Origin of the sequence: Arthrobacter castelli DSM 16402 (genome assembly GCF_000430705.1) — a bacterium.
Taxonomy (GTDB): domain Bacteria; phylum Actinomycetota; class Actinomycetes; order Actinomycetales; family Micrococcaceae; genus Arthrobacter_C; species Arthrobacter_C castelli.
Map to the genome: position 1 here is coordinate 1 of NZ_AUMN01000020.1, position 25,527 is coordinate 25,527.

Here is a 25,527-nt window from a genome sequence, read left to right on the forward strand (position 1 = left end):
GTCCACGACGTCTCCGCCGAAGTGGACACGGTCTCGACCCTGGATGCTGATGATCCGGCGCTGGCCCACGTTGCCCCGGAGTTGCGGGGTGCTTTCACCTCCGGGCACGCCCCGGTCCATGACGTGCAGCGGTTGCCGGCCGAGTTCCAGGGTGCCCCGAACGGGCATGAGGGCAGCCATCACTTCCTGGTCGATGACTTCGTCACCGCCGTCAACGAGGCAACGTTGCCTCCGGTCAACGCCTGGGTCGCCGCCCGGTTCACCCTGCCGGGCATCATCGCCCACCAATCGGCCAACCGCGACGGCGAACGCCTGCCCATCCCCGACTTCGGCGACGCCCCCGCTGCCGCTGGATATACTGGCGGATGAAAGGCCGGGAATCAGTCCGCCAAGCTCAATGTCCGGGTTCCGGGAATTCGAACGCGGGCACAGCACGTGGGGCAACTTGGAGAAGGTGGGGCCGATGGGAATGAGCGCAGACCCGTCCCCGCGTCCAGCCGTCACCCGCGCCGATGTCGCCAGATATGCCGGCGTCAGCACCGCCGTCGTCAGCTACGTCGTCAATGACCGGCCAAATAAGGTCGCCCCGGCCACCGAGACCCGTGTCCGCGAGGCAATCCGGCTGCTCGGCTACCGGCCAAATGGCGCGGCCCGGGCCCTGAAACTTGGCTCCACCGAGATGCTCGGCCTGGTTATTCCGGACAGCACCAATCCCTTCTTCGCGGAACTGTCCCACGCCATCGAAGATGCCGCCAATGAGCTCGGATATGCCTTGTTGCTGACCAACTCGAACGGTTCGATAGCAACGGAGCGCAAACACGTCCAGAATCTTTCCTCCCGGCGCGTTGACGGGCTGCTCCTCGCCAGCGTTGAGCCGCACCCTGACCTGGGACGCTTCACAGAGTCGGGGATTCCAGCAGTGCTGTTGAACCGCAATGAGCCTCTCCCCGGATCGACCTCAATCGGAGTTGACTTGGTTCAGGGCGCGCGGACAGCGGTGGAACACCTCATTGGGCATGACCACACTGATATCGATCTGGTGATGGGCGCCAACCCGGTGGCGCCGATCGACGGACGCGAAAAAGGGTGGCGTCATACCTTGGCCGAGCGAGGGCTGCCCGAGGGCGTGGTGTATCGAGGCGAGTTCAGCCGAAGGGGAGGTTACGACGCCGGCCAGCGACTGGTGGCGTCCCGACGTCGGCCCACTGCTGTTTTGGCCAGTTCGGATACGCAGGCCGTGGGCGTGCTGCGTGCCCTCCACGAGGCAGGGCTCCACGTGCCGCAGGACATTGCGCTGGTGTCCTTCGACGCATCGCAGGAATCCGAGTACGCTTGGCCGGCACTGACCGCTGTACGCCAACCGATCCACGAGATGGCACGGGCAGCCGTCGAAAAATTGCTAAAACCCGGAGAGTCCGGCGACGAGGAACATACGGTCTTCCCGACGGAGATGCTGATACGCCGATCATGTGGTTGTACCCCTGCGCCATGAACTGACAATGGCTGCCCGGGCCGTGTCCGTCGTCGTCCTCGGGGAGCGATTTTCGGTGGGCCTTTGGCCGGGTGCCGATATTACCGTCCGGTAACATCGGCGGTATGGCATCGACTTACGAGCTCTATCAAAAGATCACCGCCCGGCCGTTCGGCCGGCAGATCTTCTCCGCGGCCTACATGTTCAAGGCGCCGTACTTCCGCTCGGTGCGCCCCGGCGTTGTCGAGATGTCCCCGCACCGTGCGGTGGTCGAGATCAAGAAGCGGCGCGCGGTCCATAACCACATCGGCACCCTGCACGCCATCGCCATCGCAAATGGCCTCGAGGCGGCGATGGGCCTGCTCGGCGAGGCGACCGTGGCGAAGGGGACTCGATGGATCCCGAAAGGCATCCAGCTGGACTACCTCGCCAAGGTGCCCGGCGATGTCCGCTGCATCGCGGAGACGGATCCGAAGGACTGGGACAAGGAGGCGCCGTCCCAGGTGGACGTCCGAGTCTCCGCGCATCTGCGCGACGGCGCCGAAGTGGTGCGCGGCATCATTCCCCTGTGGGTGACGGCGAAGAAGTAGCCATGCCGCCCCGTCTCCCTGTGGTTGGCGGGCTCAGGCGCGATGCTTGCCCGACCCCACTGTCGTCGGCTCGTCCCGGGTGGCGGCCCCGGCGTGGGTGTTGTCCTCGGTGTGGACCACCTCCTGGTTGCGGAAGTGTCCGACCAGCGTGAATACCACGCCCAGGACCGCCCAGCCGGCCAGCACCAGCCACGCAAAGGTGGTGTTCGCGTCCGGGAAGTAGGAGAGGTCTTTCAACAAGGTCGAGGAGGCGCCGGGTACGAACCATTGGCCGACGGCGCCCCAAGGCTCCGGCAGGAACTGCCATGGCGCCCGCGCGCCGGAGAGCGGGTTGGCGATCAGCATTGTCAACACCGCGCCCACCGGGATGCCGAGCGTGCCGATCAATGCGTTCAGGCCCACGATCAGCGAACTTGTCCCCAGTACTGCCAACCCCGCAGCCAGCACATTCAGCAGGGCATTGCCTGCCAGCACCCCATACATGCCCTGCATGACCACGGCGATGATGCCGCCGGCCAGGGTCGCGAAGACGACGAGCGCTGTGATGCGGCGGCGATTGCCGGCCACGAGTAGCGAGACCAGAATGCCACCAAGCATCCCGCCCATGGCCAGCGGGAACGAGGCCAGCGCCAGGCCGGCGCCCTTGGGGTCTGCGTCGAGCAGGGGCACGACGTCGGTGAAGGCGACCTGAGGTGCCTGCCGGCCGGCTTCGGGCGCTCCGCCGGTGCCGGCAGATTCGCTTGCCAGGCCGTTGCCGCCGCCTGCGGCGGGTGCGTGGGCCTGGGCGCTTTGTTGTTTCGCTGCCGCCTGGGCGAGCTGTCCCTGGAGCTGTTGGCTGACGCCCTTCATGATTTGGGTGACCGCGGCCCCGTTAGCCCCCGCGGCCAGGACCTCGGGCTTCTTTCCCAGGACGATCGCCCCGAACGCGTCACGGGTCTTAATGCGGTCGACGGCTTCCTGTCGGCTATCGACTGTGGTGATGTCGAAGGTGTCGCCGGCGCGCTGGTCCAAGGCCTTCGTCACGGTCTGGACTTGGGAGGCGGGGCCGGTCACAGCCAGCGGGATGTTCTTGGCCGATGAATTCATTCCCGGCCAGGTGAAGGCAAGCAGGATGATGCCGACAATCGCGGCCGCGGCGACGCCGAGCACGACGACGCGTGCCCAGGGGGTGTGGGGTGTAGTTGCTGTGGTGGTCGACATGGCGGGCCTTCGCTCGTAAAAAGAATGGTCGTTCTCTATAATGAAGGTTGGCGGAGATCCCGTCAAGAACGTTCATTCTTTTTGAGGTGGAAGATGCCAAGAGTCACCGACGAGTACCGCGCTGCGCGGCGCCTCGAGATCGCCCAGGCGGCGCTGCGCTGCTTCGCCCGCAAGGGATTCCAGGCGACGTCGATGTCAGACATTATCGCCGAATCGGGCCTGTCGGCCGGCGCCATCTACGGGCATTTCAAGGGCAAGGACGACCTCATTTCCATCGTGGTCGGCGAGGTGCTGGAGCACCATATGACCTTCGTGGCGGACATGGACGACGAAGGCGCCATGCCGGAGCCGGCGGAGGTCCTCGCGCGGTTCGTGCGTGGCGTCGAGGCGAGCTTCGACGATCTCGGACTGCTGGTTCAAACCTGGGCCGAGGCAACGACCGTGCCGGGGCTTCGCCAGGCCTCGACGCGGGCGGTCGCCGGACTGCGGGGAGTTTTCGAGGACTATGCGTTCGCCTGGATCACCCGCCCCGACGCACCTGCCGGGTCTGACCCGGCCGCCCGCGCCCGGCAGTACGGGGCCGTCATGCTGGGGATCTGCCAGGGGTTCATTGTGCAGTCGGTCATCGACGACGACTTCGACATCGAGACCTATATTGACGGACTGGCCGCGGTGCATTTGCCGTGAGTCGAATGCATGCCCCGCGGCTGGCCTGCTCCGCCCCGTAAGCTGGAATCCAACACGTGTACGCATACGCACCGATCTGGATCAACCAATCGTGCGGCGGCAGATCGCGAGCCGACTGCGGCCCAAGGCCCTATTGAAAGGCTGGACATGACGGAAGAGCGTGCCTCTTAGTCACCGCTGCGCATCACTGTGTGGAATGAGGGCGTCCACGAAGCTACGCAGCCGGAGGTCTCGGCCGTGTATCCGGATGGCATTCATAACGCCATCGCCGACGGCCTGCGGCTGCAGTTCGGCGATGGGCCGACGATCAGGACGGCCGTGCTGTCCGATCCCGAACACGGGCTGAGCGAGGCCGTGCTGGATGAAACGGATGTGCTGCTGTGGTGGGGCCATATTGCCCACGAGTCCGTTGACGACGACGTCGTCGAGCGGGTCCATCGCCACGTCCTGGCAGGTATGGGCCTGATCGTGCTGCACTCCGGCCATTTTTCGTAGATCTTCAGGGCTCTGATGGGAACGACGTGCTCGCTGCTGTGGCGCAATGAGGGAGAGCGCGAAATAGTGTGGAGCGTCAACCCCACGCATCCCATTGCCGGCGGCGTCGACGTGTTCCGCTCGTGCTGGACAGCCACGAAACCTATGGCGAATTCTTCGACATCCCTGCCCCGGACGAGTTGGTGTTCATCAGCTCGTTTGCCGGCGGGGAAGTCTTACGCTCCGGGGTTACGTTCAGCCGGGGACGGGGCAAAATCTTCTACTTCAGTCCCGGGGATCAGTCCTACCCGATTTACTATCAGCCCGGGATCCGGAGGGTTCTGGCCAACGCCGCCCAATGGGCTGCTCCGTCCTCGCCGATGGCAAGGAGCATGCCTTCAGTGGGAAATCCCCGTCGTGATTAGTTTGAAGCCACCTCCAATCGGCAGGGAGACTGACGTGGGACCGGCGGCAATGGTGATCGGTGAGCAGGGATTAACACCAATCGGTATGTTCACCGGCGTGTCGGCAGTCGACACGCGGCGCGGCCGCCGTCGCTGTTGAGCCTGGTGCTGATTTTGCGGCCGCCCGTAATGGAAATGCCGTGCTCATCGGCCGTCCTGACGAAAGCCTGCTCGCGTGCCAGCGAAGCTGTGGAAATGCGTGGCCCGACGACGGTCGCGATCTCCCTGTATCCATGCCACAACACATGCTCCATGACCTCGGTCGCCGCGGCGTCGTCGTTGATGCCTACAAAGTCGCCCGCGACGAACGCTGTGTGACGGGACAGATAAACGTAGGGAATGCGATGCTGCCGCAACGTGCGCAGCGCCCTCGTGTCTTCGCGCAGAGCACCGGCGATGATGACGCCGTCGACATTCCTGGCAGCGAGAGTGGCAGCGGACTGGGCGAGGGTTTCGGCATCGTCCTGGGTGGTGGAGACAAAGACCTCGTACCCCTCACGTGCGGTGGCATCGATAACGCTTTGGGCCCACGCCATGTACATCTGGTTTGTGACATTGGGCAGGATCAGTCCGATCACGCGGGTCAGCTGGCCGCTCCGCTTGAGCTCCCCCTGGCGAGGGCGGAACCCAAGTTCATTCGCCACCGAGACGATATGCTTCCTGGTCTCGGCGGAGACCCCGCCCTTTCCATTCATCACATAGGAAACTGTGGCCGGAGAGACACCGGTCACCCTCGCGACCGCTGCGGCAGAGACGGAACGTGGGCGCATCAGGGTGTCCCCGGCGGTGTCCGTAGCTGCCATGGCGCCCTCCTTTAAGTGATCCATTCGACGGGCTGTGTGAGGACCATTACAGCCGCATAACAAAGCGTTAAGCAACGTTAAGTGGCCGGAGGCAGGCCCGGTGGCGCCGCTTGTTCCAGGTTTGCGGTGGTGCGGCCGCCGTGGTGGGCAGGCCAAGGGGAGAATGGACGTTATGAGTAACCAGTCGACTGCGGGCGCGGGACCTGCCGAATTTCTCGAGCTGCTGCGCGAAGATCCCATTATCGCCACTGTCAAAGAGGAGGCGGGGCTCCGGGAGATACTGGACTCGGAACGCCAGGTGGTGTTTCTCCTGTTCGGCTCAATCCTGTCCATTGAAGAGACCGTCGCCCGGTGCAAGACGGCAGCGAAGACGGTGCTGGTGAACGTTGACATGGTGGACGGGCTCTCCGGACGCGACGTCTCCATTGACTGGCTTGCTTCCCACACGCAGGTGGACGGGATTCTGTCGACCAAGACCTCCTTGATCCGGGCCGCGCGCCGCAACGGGCTGGTCACCGTACAGCGGTTCTTCCTCGTGGACTCGTTGTCCTACGGGCAGTTGCCGCGGGTGGCTTCGCAGGCACAGCCGGATGTGCTGGAAATCCTTCCGGGGTGCGTGCCCCGGGTGCTGACCTGGCTGCGCGAGGACACGGATATACCGCTGATCGCCGGGGGACTGGTCTGCGAGAAGGACGACGTCGTCGCGGCGCTGGGAGCCGGGGCGCTCGCCGTCGCGTCGTCGAACCGGGACGTGTGGACGATGTAGCGAACCGCCTGGCTGGCCGACTCTGTGGGCGAAGGCCTATGCGGGCAGCCGGCCTGTATGTGTGGGCGGCCAGTTATCCGACGATGCCGCTGGTGCGCCGGTAGATCGCGTCGGTGTGCGCGGTGGCGTCCTCGTGAACGGCACGCAGCGAGCGGTAGATGCCGGCGTTGTCCGGGTTGGGCGTGAAGGTGTCCCGGTGCCGCACCATCGCGTGGACGGCATCGGCGAAGGACGCGTAGCTTCCTGTCCCGACCGCGGCGCAGATGGCGGCGCCGCGGGCGGCGGCACTGTCGCCCTGCATCCGCAGGGTCGGGACCTCGAAGACATCCGCCATGATCTGCATCATCAGCTCCGACATTGACCCGCCGCCGGAGACGACGGCCCGTTCAAAATGCGCTCCGAGCTCGTCGGCCATAGCGCCGGTCCGCGTCCGCATCGTCATCGCGATGCCCTCAAGGATTGAGCGGTACATGTGCGCTCGCCCCTGTCGGCCGTCGAAGCCGAGGATGCTTCCCTTGCGGAAAGCCGCATCCGAAGGTGCCAGCCAGTCCAGCACGGTCAGCAGGCCATCGGACCCGGCCGGCACCTGCATGGCTTCGTGATTGAGAACTTCCTCCAAGCGCAGCCCGCGCGCGGTGGCGGCGTCAACGGCCTCCGTTCCCAGCACGTCGCGGAACCAGCTGACGGTCCACATGCCCCGGCGGATCCCATGGCTTTCATACAGGTAGCGGCCCGGCTCGGAACCAAAGTTGGTCCAGAACGTTCCGGCGTCGTTGACCTCGACGTCTCCGATGGACATGCCTGCAATGTACGTGCCCAGCGAGACGAGCACCGTCGACGGCTCGAGCAGCCCGCATCCGAGCGCTTCGACGGCCTTGTCGTTGGCGGTCGCGATCACCGGAACCCCCGCAGGAAGTCCGGTGGCGGCAGACGCCGCATCCGTGATGTGCCCGAGGGTTTCGCCGGGCTGGACGAGTTCGAACAGCTGCTCGTGCGCCATCCCGGTGTCCGCGTAGGCTTGCGGATCCGCGCTCCAGGCCCAGTTGGCTGTGTCGATGGGCCACATACCCTGATAGTTCGCGGCCGTGTCTCGAAACTCGCCGGTGAGGCGGGCGGTGATGTAACCGGACGACGTCGTCACGTAGCTGATGTCGTCATGCTCGGCAACGAACGGGGCACCGACCCGTGCATCCATCCAGCTGAGCATGGGCTGAGCGAGGGCGCCGTCTGCGCGCAGCATCGCCCGGCAGAAGCGGATGGTGCACAAACCCACGCCGGCGATCTGCGACGTCGAACCGCCGAAGTCCTTCAAGGCCAGCCGGCAGGCCTCAATGATCGAGTCCCAGATGTCGTCGTCGGGGAATTCGACGACGCCGGGCGCCGGGGTGTCGTTTGGGCGAAGGTTGGCGCGCCCCTCACTGACGATCGCGCCGTCGTCGTCGAAGATGGCGACCTTCGACGATTGGGAACCGTTGTCGATGCCGACAAAATAACGCGCCATCGTCATCCCCTCAATCCGGCGGGGCCGGTGAACGTCGTATCCGGGTGTTGGGCGGCGGCAGGTATTGCCCCGTCAACCGGGAAGATGGTCCCCTTGTTCATGATCCCGTTGGGATCGAAGGCCTCCTTGAGCGCTGCCAGCATCGGGTAGGCCGTGCCGTGTTCCGCCGTCGTCCACGGTGTGCGGTACTTGCCGATGCCGTGGTGGTGCACCATCGACCCGCCGTGGCGCAGCGCCTCTTCGACGATGATCGCGTTGAGCGGTACGTGGTACTTTGCGATTTCTTCCTCGACGGCGCAGTCGATGCGGTAGTCGTAGACGAAGTACATATTGGTGCCCGTCTGGTAGCTGTGCGAGGAATGGCCTCCGAGCATCGGCAGGTCGGCGTAGTGCGGGTACTCATGACGGATCCGTTCCATGACGGCGTCGTAGAGGTTTGCCACCTCAGACCAGTTCGCCGAGACCTCTGTGGTGTAGCCAAGCTGCTGATTGCTGAGCATTGCGGCCTTTTCCGCGTCGATCTTGTCCTGGCCCCAGTTGAGGTTGTCGAACCAGTCCTCGATCAGCTGCGGGTCGACGCGTTCGTGGCGGTGTTGGGCGAGGACCCGGTCGATCTCGTCGCCGGTGGCCTTGACGATTCCCCGAGGGCCTTCGGCAACGAACACGACGACGCACTGGTTCTTGGAGAAGTGGGAGAAGTGCTGGTTGGCGTCGTCCGGCGAGTAGAGGCGTGCCACGGACGGGCTGAACCCGTTGGTGACAACCTCCCTGAGAATTGCGACGCCGGTGCGCATGTCATCGACGAGCGCTCCGTGGAAGGAGTTGTTGTCCGGCATGTACTTGAAGAGCTTGATTGTCACTTCCGTGACCACACACAGCGCTCCTTCGTTGCCAATGACGATGTGCCGGATGTCCGGGCCGGCCGACCGGCGGGGGACATCCTTGATCTTTTGGATGCCGCCGTCAGGGAAGACTGCTTCCAGCCCCGTCACCATGTCCTCGATGGCCCCATACAGGGTGGAGAACTGGCCAATGGAACGCGTCGCAACCAGACCGCCGTACTGGGCGAGGGGTTTCGACTGCGGCGAGTGGCCGGTGGTCAGCCCCTGTTCGCGGAGCTGGTCTTCGAGGACCTGGAGCGGGACGCCGGCCTGGACCGTGGCCTGCATGTTCTCCGGGTCGATGCCGATGATCCGGTCCATCTTCGAGCAGTCCAGCACGATGGTGTCGGCCACACTCGTCTCCAGCCCGCCTTCGGTGCCGGTCCGGCCGGTGCGCGGGACGATGTTGACCAGGTGTTCGTTGGCGAACTGCAGCACGGCCGAGACCTCTTCCGCAGAGGTGGCGTAGGCGATGGCGGCCGGAGTCGGCGCGTCGAAGATGCCGTTGACGGACTGGTATTTCTTGAAGCGGTCGACGCTGGCTTCCTTGAGGACTGCCTCTGAGGTTTCAACCTGGTCGGCGGGAAGCAGCGTGCGCAGGCGCGCGAGGATTGCGGCCCGGTCGAGGCTGGCGGTGGATTCAATCATGGAGCTGTTCCTTTTCATCGGAGGATTGGTGCAGGCAGCGGCGGATCAGCGGACCAGATATCCGCCATCGACGGTGAGCACGTGGCCGTTGACGTAGTTGGATGCGGGTGAGGCGAGGAACACCAGTGCGCCCATGAGGTCGGCGACATCGCCCCAGCGCCCGGCCGGGATATGGTCGAGGACGCGCTGGTTCGTTTCCGGGTTGGAGCGGGTTTCCTCTGTGATGGCAGTGGCAAAGTATCCCGGCGCGATGGCGTTGACTTGGATGCCGTACCGGGCGAGCTCGTCGCAGTAGGCCTTGGTGAAGCCGACGATCCCGTGCTTGGTTGCCGCGTATGCCGGAGACTGCTGTCCGCCGCGGAACGCGAACAGCGAGGCGACATTGATGATCTTGCCGGAACCCTGCTCGATGAAGTGACCCGCGGCCGCATGGCCCAGGGTGAACGGAGCGGTGAGGTTGATGTCGACCATCGGATCCCACTTCGGACGGTCAAAATGTTCGACGTCGGCCAGCTTGGCGACCCCGGCGGAGTTGACCAGGATATCGAGCCCGCCAAGACGTCTGCTGCATTCGTCGATGACCTGGGCCGGCGCTTCGGCGGCGGTCAGGTCAGTTTCCACGAACTCGTACCGCACGCCCTCGGCGGTGACCAGATCCCGGGTCGTGCCGTCGTCGTCGCTCATGCTCGGCACAAAGATGTCGGCACCGGCTTTCGCCAGAGCGAGGCTGAACGCCTGTCCCAGTCCCGAATTACCGCCGGTGACAATCGCCCGCTTCCCTGTCAGCGAAAACATATCCAGCGAGAAGTCACGTATATCCATCGTTCAATTCCTTGTTCCTTTCAAACTATGATGCCTTTGTCCGTCGGCGCCATGGCATAAAAAAAGAGAACAGTCCCCTCCTTAAAGTCAAGGAGTCACTGTTCTCTGGTGTCTGAGTGACGCACCCGAAGGCGCTCGTATGTGGTTTGGAATCAACGTATCACGCGCTTTTCACAGCCTCAAAGCACGCGCCGGGCAACCGATCGTACTGACTACTCTCACCAGCACGTCAGGTAATCCAAAAAGGCTTTCCTCACATATCCAGTCGCGACAAACTCTCTATCATCGGTGTATATGTTGCCGTACACATAGGCAGGACTGCCACGCATCCAGTATCTAGAGGTGTTAATCCTGTTGAAGTAGTAGCCAGTCCAAGCAGTGTCTCTCCAACGCCAGTAGCCGCCGGTAGGCCAGCCAACGTACACACCGGTCTTCTGCGTGAACTTGTACTGCCATGTGCCACAGCTTGCCGCTTCAGCAGCGGGAGCGGTTGCCGTCTCAGCGGCGACTGAAATCCCGCTGACGGCCGTAAACGCCAAGGCGGTGGACAATGCCAAAGATGCGAAACGTCTCATGACTTCTCCATTTTTTTTGGCTTCAAACAGAAGAAGCTTATCTACGCCCCTCGGAAAAGCCAACAGACGTCGGAGATTCGCAGCTTCTACGTTCATCAGTGAATGTCGGCCATGTCGAGGACGAACCGGTAGCGCACATCGTTGTTCGAGAGTCTGTCCAGAGCTGTCGCGACGTCAGCGGAGGGGAGGGTTTCGACGTCGGCAGTGATGTGGTGCCGGCCGCAGAAATCCAGCAGTTCCTGGGTGCGGCGATGGCCGCCGCTGCCGGCCGAACTGAGGCTCTTGCGTCCAATCAGCAGGTCTGTCGTTTCGACCTCAATCTGGCCGAGGAATCCCAGCGAGCATAACGTTCCGTCGAGGGCGACGGTCGGCAGATAAGGCGCCGGAGAATGCGGTGCCGAGACGGTATCGATGACCAGGTCGAGTGTGTTTGCCTGGTCGGCCATCGCGGTTTCGTCAGTGGTGATGACGACGTCGTGTGCGCCGAGTGCGCGGGCGTCGGCTTCTTTTGCCGGGGACGTGGTGAATACCGTGACTTCCGCGCCCAGTGCAGCGGCGAGCTTCACGGCCAGGTGTCCGAGGCCTCCCAGTCCGACGACTCCCACTTTGCTTCCAGGTCCTGCTTCCCAGCGCCGCAATGGTTCCCACACGGTAATCCCCGCACACATCAGTGGGGCGACGCCGGCCGGGTCGAGGTTGGCGGGCCGGTGGTAAACGAACTGGTCGCGAACTATGTACTCGGTTGAGAAGGCTCCTTGCGTGACCGAGCCATCCCGGCGGTCGACGCCACCGTAGGTGAGTGTTGGGAAGTCCCGGCAGAAATTCTCCTGACCGGCATGGCACATGGGGCACTGCTGGCAGGAGTCAACGATATTCCCCACCGCTACGGGATCCCCTGGCCCAAATCCAGTAACTGATGGTCCGACGTCGATCACCTCGCCGACGAATTCGTGCCCCGGAGTCAGCGGGAAGGTCTCCGGGTCCGTGGATGCCAGTGAATGCAGGTCTGTATGGCAGACGCCGCAGTGGCTGATCCGCACCGCCACGTCATCGGCCCGCAGGTCCCGCCGGGAAATTGGGTGCAGGCCCAGAGGCTGGTTGGGGCCCTCGGCGACATAGGCAGTAGCGGTGGGCATGATCTCTCCTCTAAATAAACAAACTAGTTAGTTTATTAAACGTAGTGCGGAAGTGGAAGAGTTGCAAACCAACTGGTTGGTAGTGTTGAAAGATGATCGACGACAGCCAACTCACGGCCCGGGGGCGGGCCACCCGTCAGCGGATGCTGGAGGCTGCCACCGAGGAATTCTCCTGCTTCGGTATTGCTGGAGCCCGCGTTGACCGGATTACTGCCACCGCACGGACGAACAAGGCGCAGCTCTACTCGTACTTCGGCAGCAAGGAGCAATTGTTCGACGCTATATTCATGGACTCCCTCGAGCGCATTATGGATGTCGCCCCAATCGGGGACGCCAGCGATATTGCCGACTGGGCGGTGCGTCTCTATGACGAGTATCTTCGCCGCCCTGACCTCATCAGGCTCGCCACGTGGGCGCGGCTGGAGCGTCGACCGACCGGTCATTTGGTGCCTGACGCCGAGCGGATGGACGACACCAAACTTGCTGCAATTGCCGCGGCCCAAGCGAGTGGTTCGGTCACGGCGTCGGCGGATCCGTTCGACGTGATGGCCATGGTGATCGCTATGTCTATGGCCTGGTCGCCGGTCAGCAATGTCTACGCTGCCAGCGCCGATGAAGATGAGGCGGAGCATGATCGGCGTCGGGAATTGCTGCGCATCAGCGTGAGGAAAGCCTTTATGGAATCCTGAGCGCGTGCACCAGGGAAAGTCGCAGGAAGGCACCGGCGAATTCAAGTGTCTTACTCGTCGGGTGTCTGTTTTGATAGCTCCATGAACATGGTGCGGTGAAGTGTTTCCACGTGAGTGCGGGCAATTTCCACCGCGCCAGCCACATCGCGCCGCATCAGTGCGGCTACAAGAGCAATGTGGTCCTCGTTGGCCCGATGCAGGGCTTCAATCGGGTACGGGATGAAGTGTTCGTACAGCTCCGTCAGGGCTTCGTTGTAGATCTCTGCGGCGCCGCCGAGATGTGAGGCTTCGGCGACCAGCCGGTGAAACTGGCTGTCGGCTTGATGATATTCCGACCAGTCCTCCGCCCGGGCCATCTGCTCCGTTAGTGCTTCCAACCGCTCCAGTTCCTCATTCGAGCCTTGGGTGGCGGCAAAGTGGGTGACGGCGCATTCGGCCAGCAGCCGGCGGTCCACCAATGCGTGGATGGCAGGCGCGTCGGTATTCGCCGACCGTAGCCGCTTCAGGGCCTCCTGCGGCGGATCGTCGGCAACAAACGTTCCACCGGCACGTCCTCGGCGCCGGACGACGATGCCCTCGTCCGCCATGCTGGCCATTGCCCTGCGGGCCGTCATCGGGCTGACAGATAGTCCCAGGGCAACATCCTTTTGCCCCGGAAGTTTCTCTCCAGGTTTAAGCAGGCCGAGCCAGATCGCCGTAGCGAATCGGGCACGGACGGCGTCGATGGCGCTGCGCCTTCCCATGCCGGGCAAAGCTCCCTCATTCAACCTGGACTCCTCGGTCGAGGTTGTTGTCGAGGCGTTCATGAGCCCACCGTATCTATGATTGCGTGCATGGGTTGATAATAGATCAAAATGAACTAATATTGCCTGCGTCACGTTAGCCAGTTCAAAGGTGCACTCTTTTGCCACAGATACTGCCGCTTGCCGCTGTTCAAGCGGAGCCCCGCAGGATAGACGAACCACTCTCTGCGTTCGAGGCGGAAGTCAGTGCCACACTGGAGAGCCATCCGGAGTCACAGTTGGTGATTTTTCCGGAACTGCATCTCTTCGGCGACGGCGTCCCCGACCAGCAGCGGACGGAGGCTCTGCAGGAAGCGGCGCAACCGCTCGATGGTCGGCTCGTCCGTGAGCTGCAGCAATTGGCAGGGGATCTGAAGGTGTGGCTGGTTCCGGGAAGCATCTGCGAGCGCGGTCGGGAGGGACAGCTATTCAATACCGCATTGGCGCTTTCACCTGAGGGAAAGCTGGCTGCCAGCTACCGTAAGATATTTCCCTGGCGTCCCCACGAGCCATACGATCCCGGCGACCAATTCGTCACGGTTGACCTGGACGGGTTCGGCAGGGCCGGCTTGTCCATCTGCTACGACGCCTGGTTCCCGGAAGTCAGCCGGCAGTTGGCCTGGATGGGTGCGGACGTGATCGTCAATGTGGTCAAGACGACCACTAAAGATCGAGCCCAGGAACTTGTCTTGGCGCGGGCCAGCGCGATTACCAATCAGATCTTTGTCGTCAGCGTAAATTGTGCGGGCCCGACCGGCCGCGGCCACAGCCTCATCGTCGATCCAGAGGGCGGGGTCATTGACGCGCTCGACGACGATGCTTCGGGCATACTGCCCGCGCAATTGGATCGCGCCCATGTGCAGAAGGTGCGGAGTCATGGCACTGCGGGCCTGAACCGCATGTGGTCACAGTTCCACTCACACGAAGCGCCGATCGAATTGCCCGTATACCAGGGCCGCATCAACCCCTCCACTTGGGACCCGCAGAACCATGGCCAGTAAGGAAACATCTATGGAGCAAACACCACATCTCATCCGGACGCTCCGGCTGCCTTCGCTCGTGCTGTTCGGGCTTGCCTATCTCACTCCACTGATTGTGCTGGCAATTTTTGGCGTCATCGCCGAGACTACTGGCGGCGCATCGCCGTCGGCCTATCTGCTGGCCCTGGTGGCTATGCTGTTCACCGCCCATAGTTACGGACGCATGTCGGTGGCCCATCCGGTCGCCGGCTCTGCCTACACCTACGTACGCCGTTCGATTGAGCCGCGCGTGGGGTTTCTGGTGGGCTGGGCAATCCTGCTCGACTACCTATTCCTTCCGATGGTGATCTGGCTGATCGGCGGTTCCTACCTCAACGCGCAGTTCCCCGGCGTTCCGATTGGTGTTTGGATCCTGGGCTTCGTAGTCATCACCACGTTGCTGAACCTTATTGGCATCAAGGTGGCCGAAAAGGCGAACTACATGTTGATGACCTTCCAACTGCTGGTTATCGCCATTTTCGTGGCCCTGACGATCGGAACTCTCGTCAGCACCTCAGGGGCAGATGCGCTCATCAGCGCCGAACCCTTTATCAACGACACCTCCAATCTCAGTACGATTGCCGCTGGCGCAGCCATCGCCGCATACTCGTTCCTGGGATTTGACGCTGTCACCACGCTGACCGAGGAAGCGGTCGAGCCAACGAAAACGATGCCCAAGGCGATTATGCTGATCGCCGTGATTGGCGGCGCCATCTTTGTGTCCGTCTCCTATATAACGCAGCTGATCCGCCCGGGCGGATTCTTTGAAAACTCGTCGTCGCTGGCATCGGATATTGCGCTGCAGATTGGCGGACAGCTCTTCGCCGCTATCTTTCTGGCGGGCCTCGTCGTCGCGCAGTTCGCTTCAGGGCTCGCCGCTCAGGCCAGCGGATCCCGGCTGTTGTATGCAATGGGGCGTGACGGTGTACTGCCCCGCAGAGTGTTCGGCTACATCAGCGCGAAGTTCCGCACCCCCGCCTTCAACCTGATTGTCACCGGTGCCGTGGGGTTGATCGCGATTTTCCTCGATGTCGCCACGTCAACCTCGTTCATCAATTTTGGTGCGTTTACTGCCTTCGCGCTCGTCAATGTTTCGGTGATTGCCTACTACCTCCGGCAACGGAAGGCCGGCCATCCGCTCAACCCGGTTGGCTACCTCGCTTTGCCGGCCGTTGGTGCCCTTATCGACGCATTTCTGCTGACCCAGCTCGATCCGACGGCGATCACCTTGGGGCTGATCTGGCTCGGAGTCGGAGTTGTGGTGCTGGCTATTTCGACCCGCGGCTTCCGCAATGCACCGCCGGATATGGCGGAACCGGAGAAGGAAACGGTTTAATGAGTGGCCATACCAGCATCCGTTCCTGAAAGCCGCCTACCTATGCTTATTACTTTGGCCCAGATGGACTCAGGCCCCGACATCGCGCAGAACCTGGATCGGATTGAGCAGCTGACCGGGGATGCTGCGCGGGCCGGGGCACGGATGATCGTGTTCCCCGAATATGCGGTGTATGAGAAACCGCGGGTGGACAGCAGTTTTGTCGCGAGTGCCGAACCGGCAGACGGCCCTGTGGCGAGAAGGCTCGCTGATATCGCAATGCGGTACCAGTTGGTGCTAGTGGCCGGGATTGTCGAAAGTTCCGACGAACCAGACCGCGCTTACAACACCATTCTTGCGCTCGGGCCCGACGGCGACCGTCTCGCCCTGTACCGGAAGATTCACCTTTTCGACAGCCAAGGGCTTCAGGAATCCCAATACATCAAGCCAGCGGAGGACCTTCGCCCGGTGACATTCGCCGTCGACGGGACGGTGTTTGGGATTCTCACCTGCTACGATCTGCGGTTTCCCTCGCTCGCCAGTTCCATCACCGCTGCTGGGGCGGAGGTGCTGCTTGCGCCGTCAGCGTGGGTTCCCGGCCCGAGCAAGAGCGATCAATGGAACGTTCTGACAAGGGCACGTGCCATGGACAACGGCGCCTTCGTGGTGGCAGTGTCACAGGCAGCTCCGGTTTCCATCGGCTCCAGTCTGGTGGCCGACCCGATGGGTGTGGTGATAACGCAGTGCAATACAGGGGCAACGAGCCACACGATCGATCTGCCCCTGGAACGTGTTGCCGAGGCCCGGCGGCTGCTTCCGCTAGCCCTGCAACACCGAGTATGAGGGACATTCACAACGTGAATTCGACACAACCAACGTGGTACAGCGCCGAAGACACAGTCGAGCGGGCCTCGCCTCGCATCGCGCGGCGGTTGATTGAACGCGCTCTGCTCGACGGGTTCGATCCCGCAACCGATCCGGGACGTATCAATATTCCGGCCGGAGCGGGCCACCTGCTGATCATGCCCTCGACTCTCGGCGACTGGGTCGGGACCAAGGTGGCATCCGTGGCGCCGGGCAATCCGGACAAGGGACTGCCGAGGATTCAGGCGACCTACGTGTTGCTGGATGCGGAGACGCTGACGACGGCGGCGCTGATGGATGGCTCGGCACTGACCACCCTGCGAACGCCGGCGGTCTCTGCGGTCGCGGCGGACAAGCTGGCCGCGCCGGACGCCGCTCAGCTGACTGTTTTTGGCACCGGGCCTCAGGCGTTGGCTCACATTGTTGCGTTCGCCGATATTCGTGAGCTGTCGCGGATCACGGTGGTGGGACGTAACCCTGGAAAGGTCGGTTCCGTCGTGGACGAGACCGCGAAGCTGGGGCTACCGGTGGAAGCAGGCCGCGCCGAGGACATCGCCGAGGCGGACATCGTCGTCTGCGCCACGTCGGCGGCGGAGCCGCTCTTCGACGGCGCGGGCGTGAAGGGCGGCGCGTGCGTGGTCGCGATGGGCTCACACGAGACAGGCCGCCGCGAACTGGACAGCGGACTGATGGGGCGCTCGCAGGTGGTGGTCGAGGATGCTGCCGCGGCGTTGCGCGAGGCCGGCGATGTGGTGATGGCAGTCGACGACGGGGCCCTGGCAGCGGGGAAGCTGGTGACTCTGCGCGATGTGGTGACTGGCGCCGTCGCACGCCGTGACGACAGGCCCAATGTCTTCAAGGGCGTGGGGATGTCCTGGCAGGATCTGGCCGTCGCCGTCGGCGTGATTGAGGCGGACTTTCAGTAGGGGGCGGGGCGGGCAACCACATGAACTGGAGTCAAGAGGCCGGTGCCGATTGCCAGTTATTGTGCGCCAACTATAGTTACTCATCAGCTACTTTAGTTGCTTGAGTCCTCATGGGCGGCGAGCGACGGCGGATCCCGCAGGAATGATACCGAACAATAGGCCGACCACTCGCTGGCGTACCGGTCCGTAAACCTTCACAAGTCCTCCACATGTCACCCCCACAACGGCCAGCACGCCCGCTTGTAGGCTCGAAAGCATGACGGAAGAAAAGGGGACCACCCGCAGGCTGCTGGTTGTCGAGGACGACGTAACGATCAATCAGGCGTTGGCCGACCGGCTGACCGCCGAGGGGTTCGAGGTCTTCAGCGCCTTTGACGGCCCCGGCGCCATCACCGCTTTCGACGAGCACGAACCGGACCTCGTGCTGCTGGACGTGATGCTCCCGGGGTTCGACGGGCTGGAGGTGTGCCGGCGGATCCAGGCGAAGCGGCCGGTCCCGGTGCTGATGCTCACCGCCAAAGTCGATGAGACCGACGTGCTCGTCGGGCTGGGTGTTGGTGCCGACGACTATGTGGTCAAGCCGTTCCGGATGCGCGAGGTGGTGGCCCGGGTCCAGGCGCTGCTGCGGCGGGTCGACCGAGCCGTTGAGCTGGCCGCCGCCAATCAGCCTGCGCTGACGGTTGGCGATCTCGTCCTTGAGCGTTCCACCCGCAGGGTGCAGGTCGCCGAAGCTGAGGTGCATCTGACCCCATTGGAGTTCGACCTCCTGGCGATGCTCGCCGAGCGGCCCGGCGCCGTGCACAGCCGCGAAGCCCTGATGACCGAGGTCTGGGGGTGGGCCGATGCCCGCGGCACCCGCACCTTGGACAGCCACGTGAAGTCGCTGCGCGCGAAGGTCGGCGCCTCGCGGGTGCGCACCGTCCACGGCGTCGGCTATGCGCTGGAGAACTGAGATGGCCGAACGCCCCTCGCGCACCACCCGTCCGCTGGATGGGGTGGCATCGATCAAGTTCAAGATCGGCCTACTCGTCGCGCTCAGCATTATGGCCGCCGTCGTGATGCTGCAAGTGGGCATCCGGGCCGGGGTGCCCGGCTGGCTGACGCTGCCGGTCACGCTCGCCGCGGCGCTGGGGGTCACGCAGTGGCTGGCGCGCGGGATGACCGCGCCGCTGCGGGAGATGACCCGGGCGGCGGGCCGGATGGCAACCGGCGACCATTCGGTCCGCGTCACTGCCACCTCGGCCGACGAGGTGGGGCGGCTGGCGCGAGCATTCAACACCATGACAGGCGAGCTGGCCACGGTGGACCAGCAGCGCCGGCAGTTGTTGACAACGGTGTCCCACGAGCTGCGCACCCCCTTGGCCGCGCAGCGGGCGCTGCTGGAGAACCTCGTCGATGGGGTGGTCAGGCCCGACGACGACGTGCTGCAGGGCGCGCTCACACAGTCCGAGCGGCTGAGCGCGCTGGTTGAAGACCTGCTCGACGTCGGGCGGGTCGACGGCGGAGCGGCACCACTGCGATATGCTCCCGTCCCCCTGGCGGAGCTGCTCGATCAAGCGGTTGCCGAGGCGGGGGTTGGCGGCCGGGCCGTGCGCTTCGAAACGTCCGTCGAGCCGCAGGACCTGGTGATCCAGGCGGATGCCGGGCGATTGGCCCAGGTCGTGGCCAACCTGCTGGACAATGCCGTCCGGCACAGCCCGCCCGACGGGCTCGTGCAGGTGCGTGCCATCGCCGAAGGTGATGACCGGTGGTCCCTTGAGGTCACCGATGAGGGCCCGGGGGTCCCGGCAGAAGATGCGCAGCGGGTGCTGACCCGGTTCGGGGTGGGCGACGATAGCAGCGGGGGTACCGGACTCGGCCTGGCCATCGCCAGCTGGGTCTGCCAGCTGCACGGCGGTTCCATCGAGGTGTTGCCACGCAGTGATGGGGCCGCGGGAGCGCGGATGCGCGCGTTGCTGCCACGCAATCCGGATCAAGGCCGTGGGAAAGATGCCGCTGCCGCCCGGGAGCCGGACGCCGGTCCGGAGCCCCGGCCAGCCCCTGGCGCCGCTCCGGAACCCCGACCAAACCATGCCACTGGCACTGACCCTGAGGAGACCCACGTGACCGCTCATTCCGACGACGTCGCCCGGCCCGGCGGATCGACCATCGCGCTGCCGTCCTTCGCCAGCTCGCTGTTCGGCGACTACTGGCCCGAGCGGGGATTGCGTACGGCGCCCGTGCCGCTCTACGCATCGATCGCGATCGGGCTGCTGGCCGCCGTCGTGCTGCCCTACCGCAACTTCGGACTGGCGACCCTGCTGGTGCTGGTGGCGTCCGGGGCCCTGATGCTGACGCTGTCGGCCAACCGCCGTCGTCCGTGGACGGTGTTCTCCACCCTCCTGTGCCTCGGGCTGGGCTCGCTGGTGGTCTTGCGCGCCGCCGAATGGTTGGCCGTCCTTGCGGTGTTGGTTGCCGGGGTGCTTGTCACGACGTCGCTCACCGGCGCCAGGCGGCTGCCGCCGATGCTTGCGGGCGCGGCGTCCTGGGTGCTCAGCGGCATCCGGGGGCTGCCGCTGCTGCGCCGGACCTTGTCGGCCACCAGCCGGCACCGCATGCTGTGGCCGGTGCTGCGCACCGCGGCGATCTCGGTCGTGGCGCTGGTGGTCTTCGGCGGGCTGTTCGCCTCCGGGGACGCGGTGTTCGGCTCCTGGGTGTCCCGGGTGCTTCCCGATGTGGACATCGCCGACGGCCTCGTGTTGCGCGCCTTCGTGTGGTTCGTGATCGGCGGAGTGGTGCTTGCCGGGTGCTACCTGGCGCTCAACCCGCCGCGTGTCCATACCGTCGCGATGCCGCCGGCCCGGCCGGTGACCCGGACATGGGAGTGGATGGTGCCCGTCGGCGTCGTCATCGCCGTCTTCCTCACCTTCGTCGCGGCGCAGGCCTCTGCGATGTGGGGCGGCCACGCCTTCATCACGAGCACCACCGGACTGAGCTACGCCGAGTATGTCCATCAGGGTTTCGCGCAATTGACCATCGCGACGGCGCTGACGCTGGCGACCATCGCGCTGGCCGTGCGCAAGGCGCCGCAGGCCGGCAAGCGGGACCAGTTGCTGTTGCGCATCGTGCTGGGAATCCTCTGTGCGCTCACCCTCGTGGTGGTGGCATCGGCGCTGTTCCGGATGGCGGTCTATCAGCAGGCCTACGGCTTCACGGTGCTGCGGGTTTTGGTTGATGCATTCGAGGTCTGGCTCGGCATCCTGGTGCTGCTGGTGATGGTGGCCGGCATACGGCTGTCCGGCTGGTGGCTGGCCCGGGTTGCGCTCGCCTCGGGGGCGGTGCTGCTGCTGGCGATTGGCTTGGCCAATCCCGAGGCGTGGGTGGCTCAGCAGAATATCGATCGCTATGAGGCAACCGGCAAGCTCGACCTTCAGTACCTCTCTACCCTTGGAGCGGATGCGACCCCGGTTATTGCAGAGGGACTGCCTGCCGAACTGGCACAGTGCGTGATCGCCCAACAGCCCGTCCCAGGAGCGAGCACTGACGATTGGCTGGCGTGGAATCTCGGAAGGGCCCGGGCTGAAGCTGTCCCCGCCTACGGTCCCGGGGAAGTGCCGGTAGGGTCGTGTCCCGACCAGATCGGGCAATAGCGGCGCCGCGCGTGAGCTGCATCGGTCGTAGCAAGGTGCACGCCACTGTCGTCCGGCGGGCTTACAAGCGCTCAGTCCCCGATTAGCCGCTGACCATTGGACCAGCACACCGCCCGCAACCAGTCGTCGTCGAGCCCTGGCTCCTGCTCGCGGAGCCGTTCAAGGGATTTGAGCTGGTGGGCATAGGAGTAGGGGATGTTCGGAAAGTCGCTGCCCAGCATGATCCGGTCGCCCAGGTCAGCCAGCCGGGGGAGCAGCTCCGTCGGGAAGGGCGCCACGTCTTCGAAGAAGTCGGTGAAGGCCATGGTGGTGTCCAGGTGCACCCGCGGGTAACGGTCGGCGAGGTCGAGGAACTCGGCATATTCGGGTGCGCCAAGATGGGCGACGACGGCGGTCAGATTCGGGTGCCGGCGCAGCACTCCTTCGAGTTTGTCCGGCCCGGTCGCGCCTCCGCGCGGGACCGGGCCGGAACCGATGTGGATGACGACGGGAACCCCGGCTTCGGCGAGGAGCCCCCACGCCTCGTCCAGTATCGGTTCGCGCAGGTCGAACCCGCCGACTTGGGGGTGCAGCTTGAACACCCGGGCGCCCCGGTCGAGGGCGGAGCGGACCTGATGCACCACACCGTCCTCGGGAAAGAACGTGGCACTGGGGACGCAGTCCGGATTCTCCTCGGACAGGTCGAGTGCGAATTCGGTGAGGTCGGCGGCCATGCCGGGCTTGTGCGCATACGTCAGCGCGGTGAAGCGGCGGATACCCAGTCGCCGCAGGTGGGCCAGTCTCGCGTCCTGGTCCCAGCGGTAGTTAATCGGCCAGGGCCGCCCGATCAGCGGGCCGGCGTCGTCGAAATGGGCCCATACCCGCCGCATCATCCGATCGGGCAGGAAGTGGGTATGAATATCGATCAACCCGGGCAGGCCGAGCCGCTGCCACCAGGCAGGCACGTCGTCGTCGGTCAGTGGCTCCACGTAGTCAGCGGCCTTTCGAGCTGGGTATCCTGGCGCCGGTTTCGGCCATATTCCTCGACGTCGACCATGCCACGTTTGCGCCAGCAATCCAACTGCTCCCGGCTGCCGGCGAAATGTAACACCACTTCCTGCGTGCGTCCAGAGTCAGGCGCGATACTGGTTTCTTTTCCGCCGTTTTCATTGACGCGCCTTGGTCCCACTGTGACGCTTGGGTTGTCCCAATCACTCGACACTGGAGTCATCGTGAAATTTTTGAATAGATCGAATCCGTCGAAGACAACCACCGGGCCGGGGAGGAAACGGCTGCTGGCCGCAGCTGCCGCCGTCGCACTGCTGCCGATGGGTCTTATGGGCAGTGCAGCCGCGGATCCGCAGAGCAATCCCAATGGTCCGTGGGGAGATTCCAACCTCGCCGCCATACATAGCTACGAGCAGTTATGGTCCACTTTGGAGACGCTTGAGCACCGCGCCAAGGGCGCGTTCGACCTGTCGCCGGCGCCGCTGACCAGCAATACGGGCCGGGAGATTCCCGTCGTCACAATTGGCGACGGCCCGCGGTCGATTATGTACATCGCCAGCCAGCACGGCGACGAGTTTGTGGTCTCCGAGTCGATGATTAACATTATCCGCAATATCAGCGGCAATAACCCGACGGCGAAGAAAATCCGCAACGAGGTCACGATCACGATTGTGCCCCGTGTCAACGTCGACGGCTTCGACGCCGATGTCACCGACGCATCCGGTGCCACGACGCCGTGGCGGCAGAACTACGATCCGACCTGCGAAATCGCATGCGATGCCTTCTATGAGGAGGGCCGCGGATACGACATCAACCGTTTCCACTCCTACAGCGACAATGCCTACGACCACCCCTATGTACCGGGCGATGACAATCTGAACCCGGTGCCTGAAGCGATCGCGATGCGGCTGCTGTGGGAAGAGCGCCAGCCGGAACTGGTGATGGATTTCCACCACCAAGGTTCCTACGTGGACGATGAAGGCCGGCTGATCACGGCGTCGACCATGTGGCCTAATGCCTTGGAAGAGGCCGAGAACCTCGGCATCTCCGAGGAGTTCGCGGACACCATTGTGCGGTCGAAGAAGGCAGTATCGGTGCTGCTGCAGGAACTGGATCAGTATGGCTACGCGAACGTCACCAGGTATCCGAGCACCACGACGCCGGGCATCGCGCGTAACGCCTACGGCCTGTTGGGGTCCGCATCGGTGCTATTCGAGATGCGCGGCGGCATCGGAGCCAAGTCCAACGGCTACATCACGAAGACCGCAGAGAGGGCCGGCATGTCCGTGCTGGAAGCCGTGGCCGATGGCGAATGGCTGACCGCAAGCCTTGAACCGGTCGAGAACATCAGGGAGCGGGGTGAACGCATTTCGGATCCTCACTAATCACACATAACTGAGGTGGAGCGGGTCTCGCGGCAAACTGTTGCGGGGCCCGCTGCTGTGTTGATCACGACTAGCCTCGGGGGCGCCCGAGAGCGTACCGGAAAGCATTGTTAAGGTGGTAGCTCCCGCTCCGGGTGCGGAAGGGGCGGGCTGCCTCGACGACCGTGGGGGCCTCGGCCTCGATGGCGGAAGGGTCCTCACCCAGCAGCACTGCGCTGACGAGGTCATTGTCGTCGGCCGCGGCCCACGGGACGTCGATGAGTCCTGAGGAGACGACGTCGAGCTGTCCGTCCGCGAGTAGTTGTTGCAGGCCACCGGGCAGACGCAGGTCGCCGTCGGGAAGGGGCTCCTCTCCTGCGGCGCGTGCGACGGCGTTTTCGATGGTGTTCAGGTCGTTGCGGTCGTCCTCTGCCCAGTTGGATATCGCGATGTATCCGCCAGGCTTGACGACTCGGGCCATTTCAGCGAGGGCGTCGAGCGTATCGTCGGCGAACTGCAGCGCGTTGATGGATGTCACCAAGTCGAACGAAGCATCGGGCCATGGAAGATGTTCCGCCGAGCCGACCCGTAGATCGGTGTTGGGCACTCTGGTGCGGGCAAGTTCGACCATGCCGGTGGCCGGGTCGATGCCGGCGGTGGAGGTGCCGAGCTTGTCCAGGTGGGCGAGCAGATCGCCGCTGCCGCATCCGACGTCGAGCACGACCGTACCCGGGCCGGCGCCGCTGGCATCGACCACGGCTCGCCAGACCGGCTCGGCGAAGCCGCCCCACAACTCGGCCCAGCCGCTCGCCACCGCCGACCAGCCCTGAGGGTCGCCGCCGTTCATCGGAACCCCGACTGCCGGGACACCCTCACCTTGGGCAGCCGGGCGGGATCATTACGCTCCATGGTTCTGAGTCTGCCAGAGAAGGCCCCTGCATCATGGAACGGCCCGCCGGCGCCGCCCTCTCAGTGAGGCCTGAAACTGTCTGCCCGATTGCTCGGTTGGGATTGCGCGGGATGTGGTCGCCTTGACGGTGCTATATTAACTTCCAGCGTCGCGTGTCGATGGCGGACAGCGTCAGGCATGGAGGCGTGGTAGTGAAAGGTGGCTACTGCCATCCTGGAGCAATCCGAACTTGTTTCAACCGAAATCTATCCTGCCGCACCCGGGTTTTTCGGCCCGCGGCCGTCTGTCCTGGTGCTTCCGGGCGGGGCTTTCCGGGAGCACACCGGGCACGAGGGCGAGGGATATGCCCGCTGGCTCAGCGACATTGGCCTCCACGCTTTTGTGGTCAATTACCGGTTACTGCCGCACGGGTTTCCTGCTCCGCTGGAGGACGCACGGGCGGGGCTGCATTACATCAGGCACGGTGATCACGGCCTGTCCGTTGATACGGCACGCGTCGGCGTCATCGGATCCAGCGCGGGTGGACATCTCGCAGGCCTGTTGATGGTCGGCACGGTCTTGTCCATCGAAACTTTGGACGAGGCGCCTCCACGTCCGGACTTCGCCATTCTCGCCTACGCGGTCGCGGATCTGGATCTGCTGCCCGGCCCGGCCGTCGAAGCATTATTGGGGGAGCGGATCAACCTCAAGGACGAGCTGTCCCCGGTGCGGCATCTCGATGAACGGGTTTGCCCGGCGTTCGTGTGGGCAACGGCAGAAGATCCTCCCGGGTTTCCCAACGCCCTGGCCTGGGCGACTGCGCTGGTTGATGCCAGCGTCGCCGTCGAGCTTCACATCTACCCCCATGGGTGGCACGGGCTCGGCCTGGCCGATGGCCAGGCCTACGGCGATCACGGCCATACCCACATACCGCACACTGCACAATGGTCCTCGGCGGCCGAGTCCTGGCTCCGCGAGGAGTGCTTCCTTGAGTGATAAACGTCTGATCGCCTGGGGCGACGAACTGCGGGAGGTCCACCGCAAG

24 protein-coding genes and 2 pseudogenes are annotated in these 25,527 nt (G+C 64.1%); 15 read left to right on the forward strand and 11 right to left on the reverse strand.

Annotated elements, in window-relative coordinates; translation table 11 throughout:
- The 3 genes and pseudogenes from H535_RS26290 to H535_RS0117295 form a co-directional block, all read left to right on the forward strand.
- Positions 1-369 (forward strand): annotated as a pseudogene (locus H535_RS26290) (gfo/Idh/MocA family oxidoreductase); the annotation flags it as partial.
- A gap of 94 nt (positions 370-463) precedes the next feature.
- Positions 464-1,492 carry a LacI family DNA-binding transcriptional regulator gene (locus H535_RS0117290; RefSeq protein WP_026820536.1) on the forward strand — a complete coding sequence of 343 codons (1,029 nt, stop codon included), beginning with the start codon at positions 464-466 and terminating at the stop codon, positions 1,490-1,492.
- 104 nt (positions 1,493-1,596) lie between these two features.
- Complete coding sequence (locus H535_RS0117295) at positions 1,597-2,061, forward strand: hotdog fold domain-containing protein (RefSeq protein ID WP_026820537.1); 465 nt, start codon at positions 1,597-1,599, stop codon at positions 2,059-2,061.
- Between the two features lie 33 nt (positions 2,062-2,094).
- On the opposite strand, the gene H535_RS26295 is transcribed toward H535_RS0117295, so the two are convergent.
- Positions 2,095-3,261, reverse strand: a complete 1,167-nt coding sequence (locus H535_RS26295) for a hypothetical protein (RefSeq protein ID WP_051299477.1) — start codon at positions 3,259-3,261, stop codon at positions 2,095-2,097.
- Between the two features lie 93 nt (positions 3,262-3,354).
- Between H535_RS26295 and H535_RS0117305 the strand changes: the two genes are divergently transcribed.
- Both H535_RS0117305 and H535_RS26300 read left to right on the forward strand, forming a co-directional pair.
- Positions 3,355-3,948 carry a TetR/AcrR family transcriptional regulator gene (locus tag H535_RS0117305; protein WP_026820538.1) on the forward strand — a complete coding sequence of 198 codons (594 nt, stop codon included), beginning with the start codon at positions 3,355-3,357 and terminating at the stop codon, positions 3,946-3,948.
- Positions 3,949-4,125: 177 nt separating this feature from the next.
- Positions 4,126-4,847: pseudogene (locus tag H535_RS26300) on the forward strand (ThuA domain-containing protein).
- A gap of 89 nt (positions 4,848-4,936) precedes the next feature.
- On the opposite strand, the gene H535_RS26305 reads toward H535_RS26300, so the two are convergent.
- A complete protein-coding gene (locus H535_RS26305) occupies positions 4,937-5,689 on the reverse strand; it encodes a LacI family DNA-binding transcriptional regulator (protein ID WP_081416775.1) in 753 nt (250 codons plus the stop codon).
- Positions 5,690-5,861: 172 nt separating this feature from the next.
- Between H535_RS26305 and H535_RS0117320 the strand changes: the two genes are divergently transcribed.
- Positions 5,862-6,455, forward strand: coding sequence for a glycerol-3-phosphate responsive antiterminator (locus H535_RS0117320; protein WP_051299478.1), 594 nt, complete (start codon positions 5,862-5,864; stop codon positions 6,453-6,455).
- Between the two features lie 73 nt (positions 6,456-6,528).
- Here the strand turns inward: H535_RS0117320 and H535_RS0117325 are convergent, their stop codons facing one another.
- The 5 genes from H535_RS0117325 to H535_RS0117345 form a co-directional block, all read right to left on the reverse strand.
- Complete coding sequence (locus tag H535_RS0117325) at positions 6,529-7,956, reverse strand: FGGY-family carbohydrate kinase (protein ID WP_155838756.1); 1,428 nt, start codon at positions 7,954-7,956, stop codon at positions 6,529-6,531.
- A 2-nt stretch (positions 7,957-7,958) separates the two neighbouring features.
- Entirely contained in the window at positions 7,959-9,485 is a 1,527-nt protein-coding gene (locus H535_RS26310; RefSeq protein ID WP_051299479.1) for an FAD-binding oxidoreductase, read from the reverse strand.
- A gap of 45 nt (positions 9,486-9,530) precedes the next feature.
- A complete protein-coding gene (locus H535_RS0117335) occupies positions 9,531-10,307 on the reverse strand; it encodes an SDR family oxidoreductase (protein WP_026820541.1) in 777 nt (258 codons plus the stop codon).
- Between the two features lie 218 nt (positions 10,308-10,525).
- Entirely contained in the window at positions 10,526-10,882 is a 357-nt protein-coding gene (locus tag H535_RS0117340; protein WP_026820542.1) for a hypothetical protein, read from the reverse strand.
- A gap of 95 nt (positions 10,883-10,977) precedes the next feature.
- Entirely contained in the window at positions 10,978-12,018 is a 1,041-nt protein-coding gene (locus tag H535_RS0117345; protein WP_026820543.1) for an NAD(P)-dependent alcohol dehydrogenase, read from the reverse strand.
- 92 nt (positions 12,019-12,110) lie between these two features.
- Here H535_RS0117345 and H535_RS0117350 point away from each other — a divergent pair, with 92 nt between their 5' ends.
- A complete protein-coding gene (locus tag H535_RS0117350) occupies positions 12,111-12,707 on the forward strand; it encodes a TetR/AcrR family transcriptional regulator (protein WP_035770074.1) in 597 nt (198 codons plus the stop codon).
- Between the two features lie 50 nt (positions 12,708-12,757).
- On the opposite strand, the gene H535_RS26315 is transcribed toward H535_RS0117350, so the two are convergent.
- Complete coding sequence (locus H535_RS26315) at positions 12,758-13,513, reverse strand: FadR/GntR family transcriptional regulator (protein ID WP_245580365.1); 756 nt, start codon at positions 13,511-13,513, stop codon at positions 12,758-12,760.
- A 98-nt stretch (positions 13,514-13,611) separates the two neighbouring features.
- Between H535_RS26315 and H535_RS0117360 the strand changes: the two genes are divergently transcribed.
- The 6 genes from H535_RS0117360 to H535_RS26320 all read left to right on the forward strand — a co-directional run bounded on the left by H535_RS0117360 (position 13,612) and on the right by H535_RS26320 (position 21,242).
- Positions 13,612-14,490: a carbon-nitrogen hydrolase family protein gene (locus H535_RS0117360; RefSeq protein WP_026820545.1), complete on the forward strand. Its 879-nt coding sequence runs from the start codon at positions 13,612-13,614 to the stop codon at positions 14,488-14,490.
- A gap of 10 nt (positions 14,491-14,500) precedes the next feature.
- Positions 14,501-15,844, forward strand: coding sequence for an APC family permease (locus H535_RS0117365; RefSeq protein ID WP_026820546.1), 1,344 nt, complete (start codon positions 14,501-14,503; stop codon positions 15,842-15,844).
- A 54-nt stretch (positions 15,845-15,898) separates the two neighbouring features.
- Positions 15,899-16,666, forward strand: a complete 768-nt coding sequence (locus H535_RS0117370) for a carbon-nitrogen hydrolase family protein (protein ID WP_162144904.1) — start codon at positions 15,899-15,901, stop codon at positions 16,664-16,666.
- Positions 16,667-16,680: 14 nt separating this feature from the next.
- Entirely contained in the window at positions 16,681-17,613 is a 933-nt protein-coding gene (locus H535_RS0117375) for an ornithine cyclodeaminase family protein (RefSeq protein WP_245580366.1), read from the forward strand.
- Between the two features lie 256 nt (positions 17,614-17,869).
- Positions 17,870-18,565, forward strand: a complete 696-nt coding sequence (locus H535_RS0117380; RefSeq protein WP_026820549.1) for a response regulator transcription factor — start codon at positions 17,870-17,872, stop codon at positions 18,563-18,565.
- 1 nt (position 18,566) lies between these two features.
- A complete protein-coding gene (locus H535_RS26320; RefSeq protein WP_035770076.1) occupies positions 18,567-21,242 on the forward strand; it encodes a DUF4153 domain-containing protein in 2,676 nt (891 codons plus the stop codon).
- A 71-nt stretch (positions 21,243-21,313) separates the two neighbouring features.
- Here the strand turns inward: H535_RS26320 and H535_RS0117390 are convergent, their stop codons facing one another.
- Positions 21,314-22,210 (reverse strand): amidohydrolase family protein, encoded by an 897-nt coding sequence (locus tag H535_RS0117390; RefSeq protein WP_281171273.1) that lies wholly within the window; start codon positions 22,208-22,210, stop codon positions 21,314-21,316.
- Positions 22,198-22,452, reverse strand: coding sequence for a hypothetical protein (locus H535_RS29410; protein ID WP_162144905.1), 255 nt, complete (start codon positions 22,450-22,452; stop codon positions 22,198-22,200). The genes H535_RS0117390 and H535_RS29410 overlap by 13 nt, the downstream gene beginning before the upstream one ends.
- A gap of 10 nt (positions 22,453-22,462) precedes the next feature.
- On the opposite strand from H535_RS29410, the gene H535_RS28595 reads away from it, so the two are divergent.
- The gene (locus H535_RS28595; protein WP_162144906.1) at positions 22,463-23,614 is read left to right on the forward strand and encodes a M14 family zinc carboxypeptidase; all 1,152 of its coding nucleotides are present in this window, start codon (positions 22,463-22,465) and stop codon (positions 23,612-23,614) included.
- A 70-nt stretch (positions 23,615-23,684) separates the two neighbouring features.
- Here the strand turns inward: H535_RS28595 and H535_RS0117400 are convergent, their stop codons facing one another.
- On the reverse strand, positions 23,685-24,440 hold the full coding sequence (locus H535_RS0117400; RefSeq protein WP_026820552.1) for a class I SAM-dependent methyltransferase: 756 nt from the start codon (positions 24,438-24,440) through the stop codon (positions 23,685-23,687).
- A 261-nt stretch (positions 24,441-24,701) separates the two neighbouring features.
- Here H535_RS0117400 and H535_RS0117405 point away from each other — a divergent pair, with 261 nt between their 5' ends.
- Positions 24,702-25,478, forward strand: a complete 777-nt coding sequence (locus tag H535_RS0117405) for an alpha/beta hydrolase (RefSeq protein WP_211236625.1) — start codon at positions 24,702-24,704, stop codon at positions 25,476-25,478.
- Positions 25,479-25,527 lie beyond the last annotated feature (49 nt).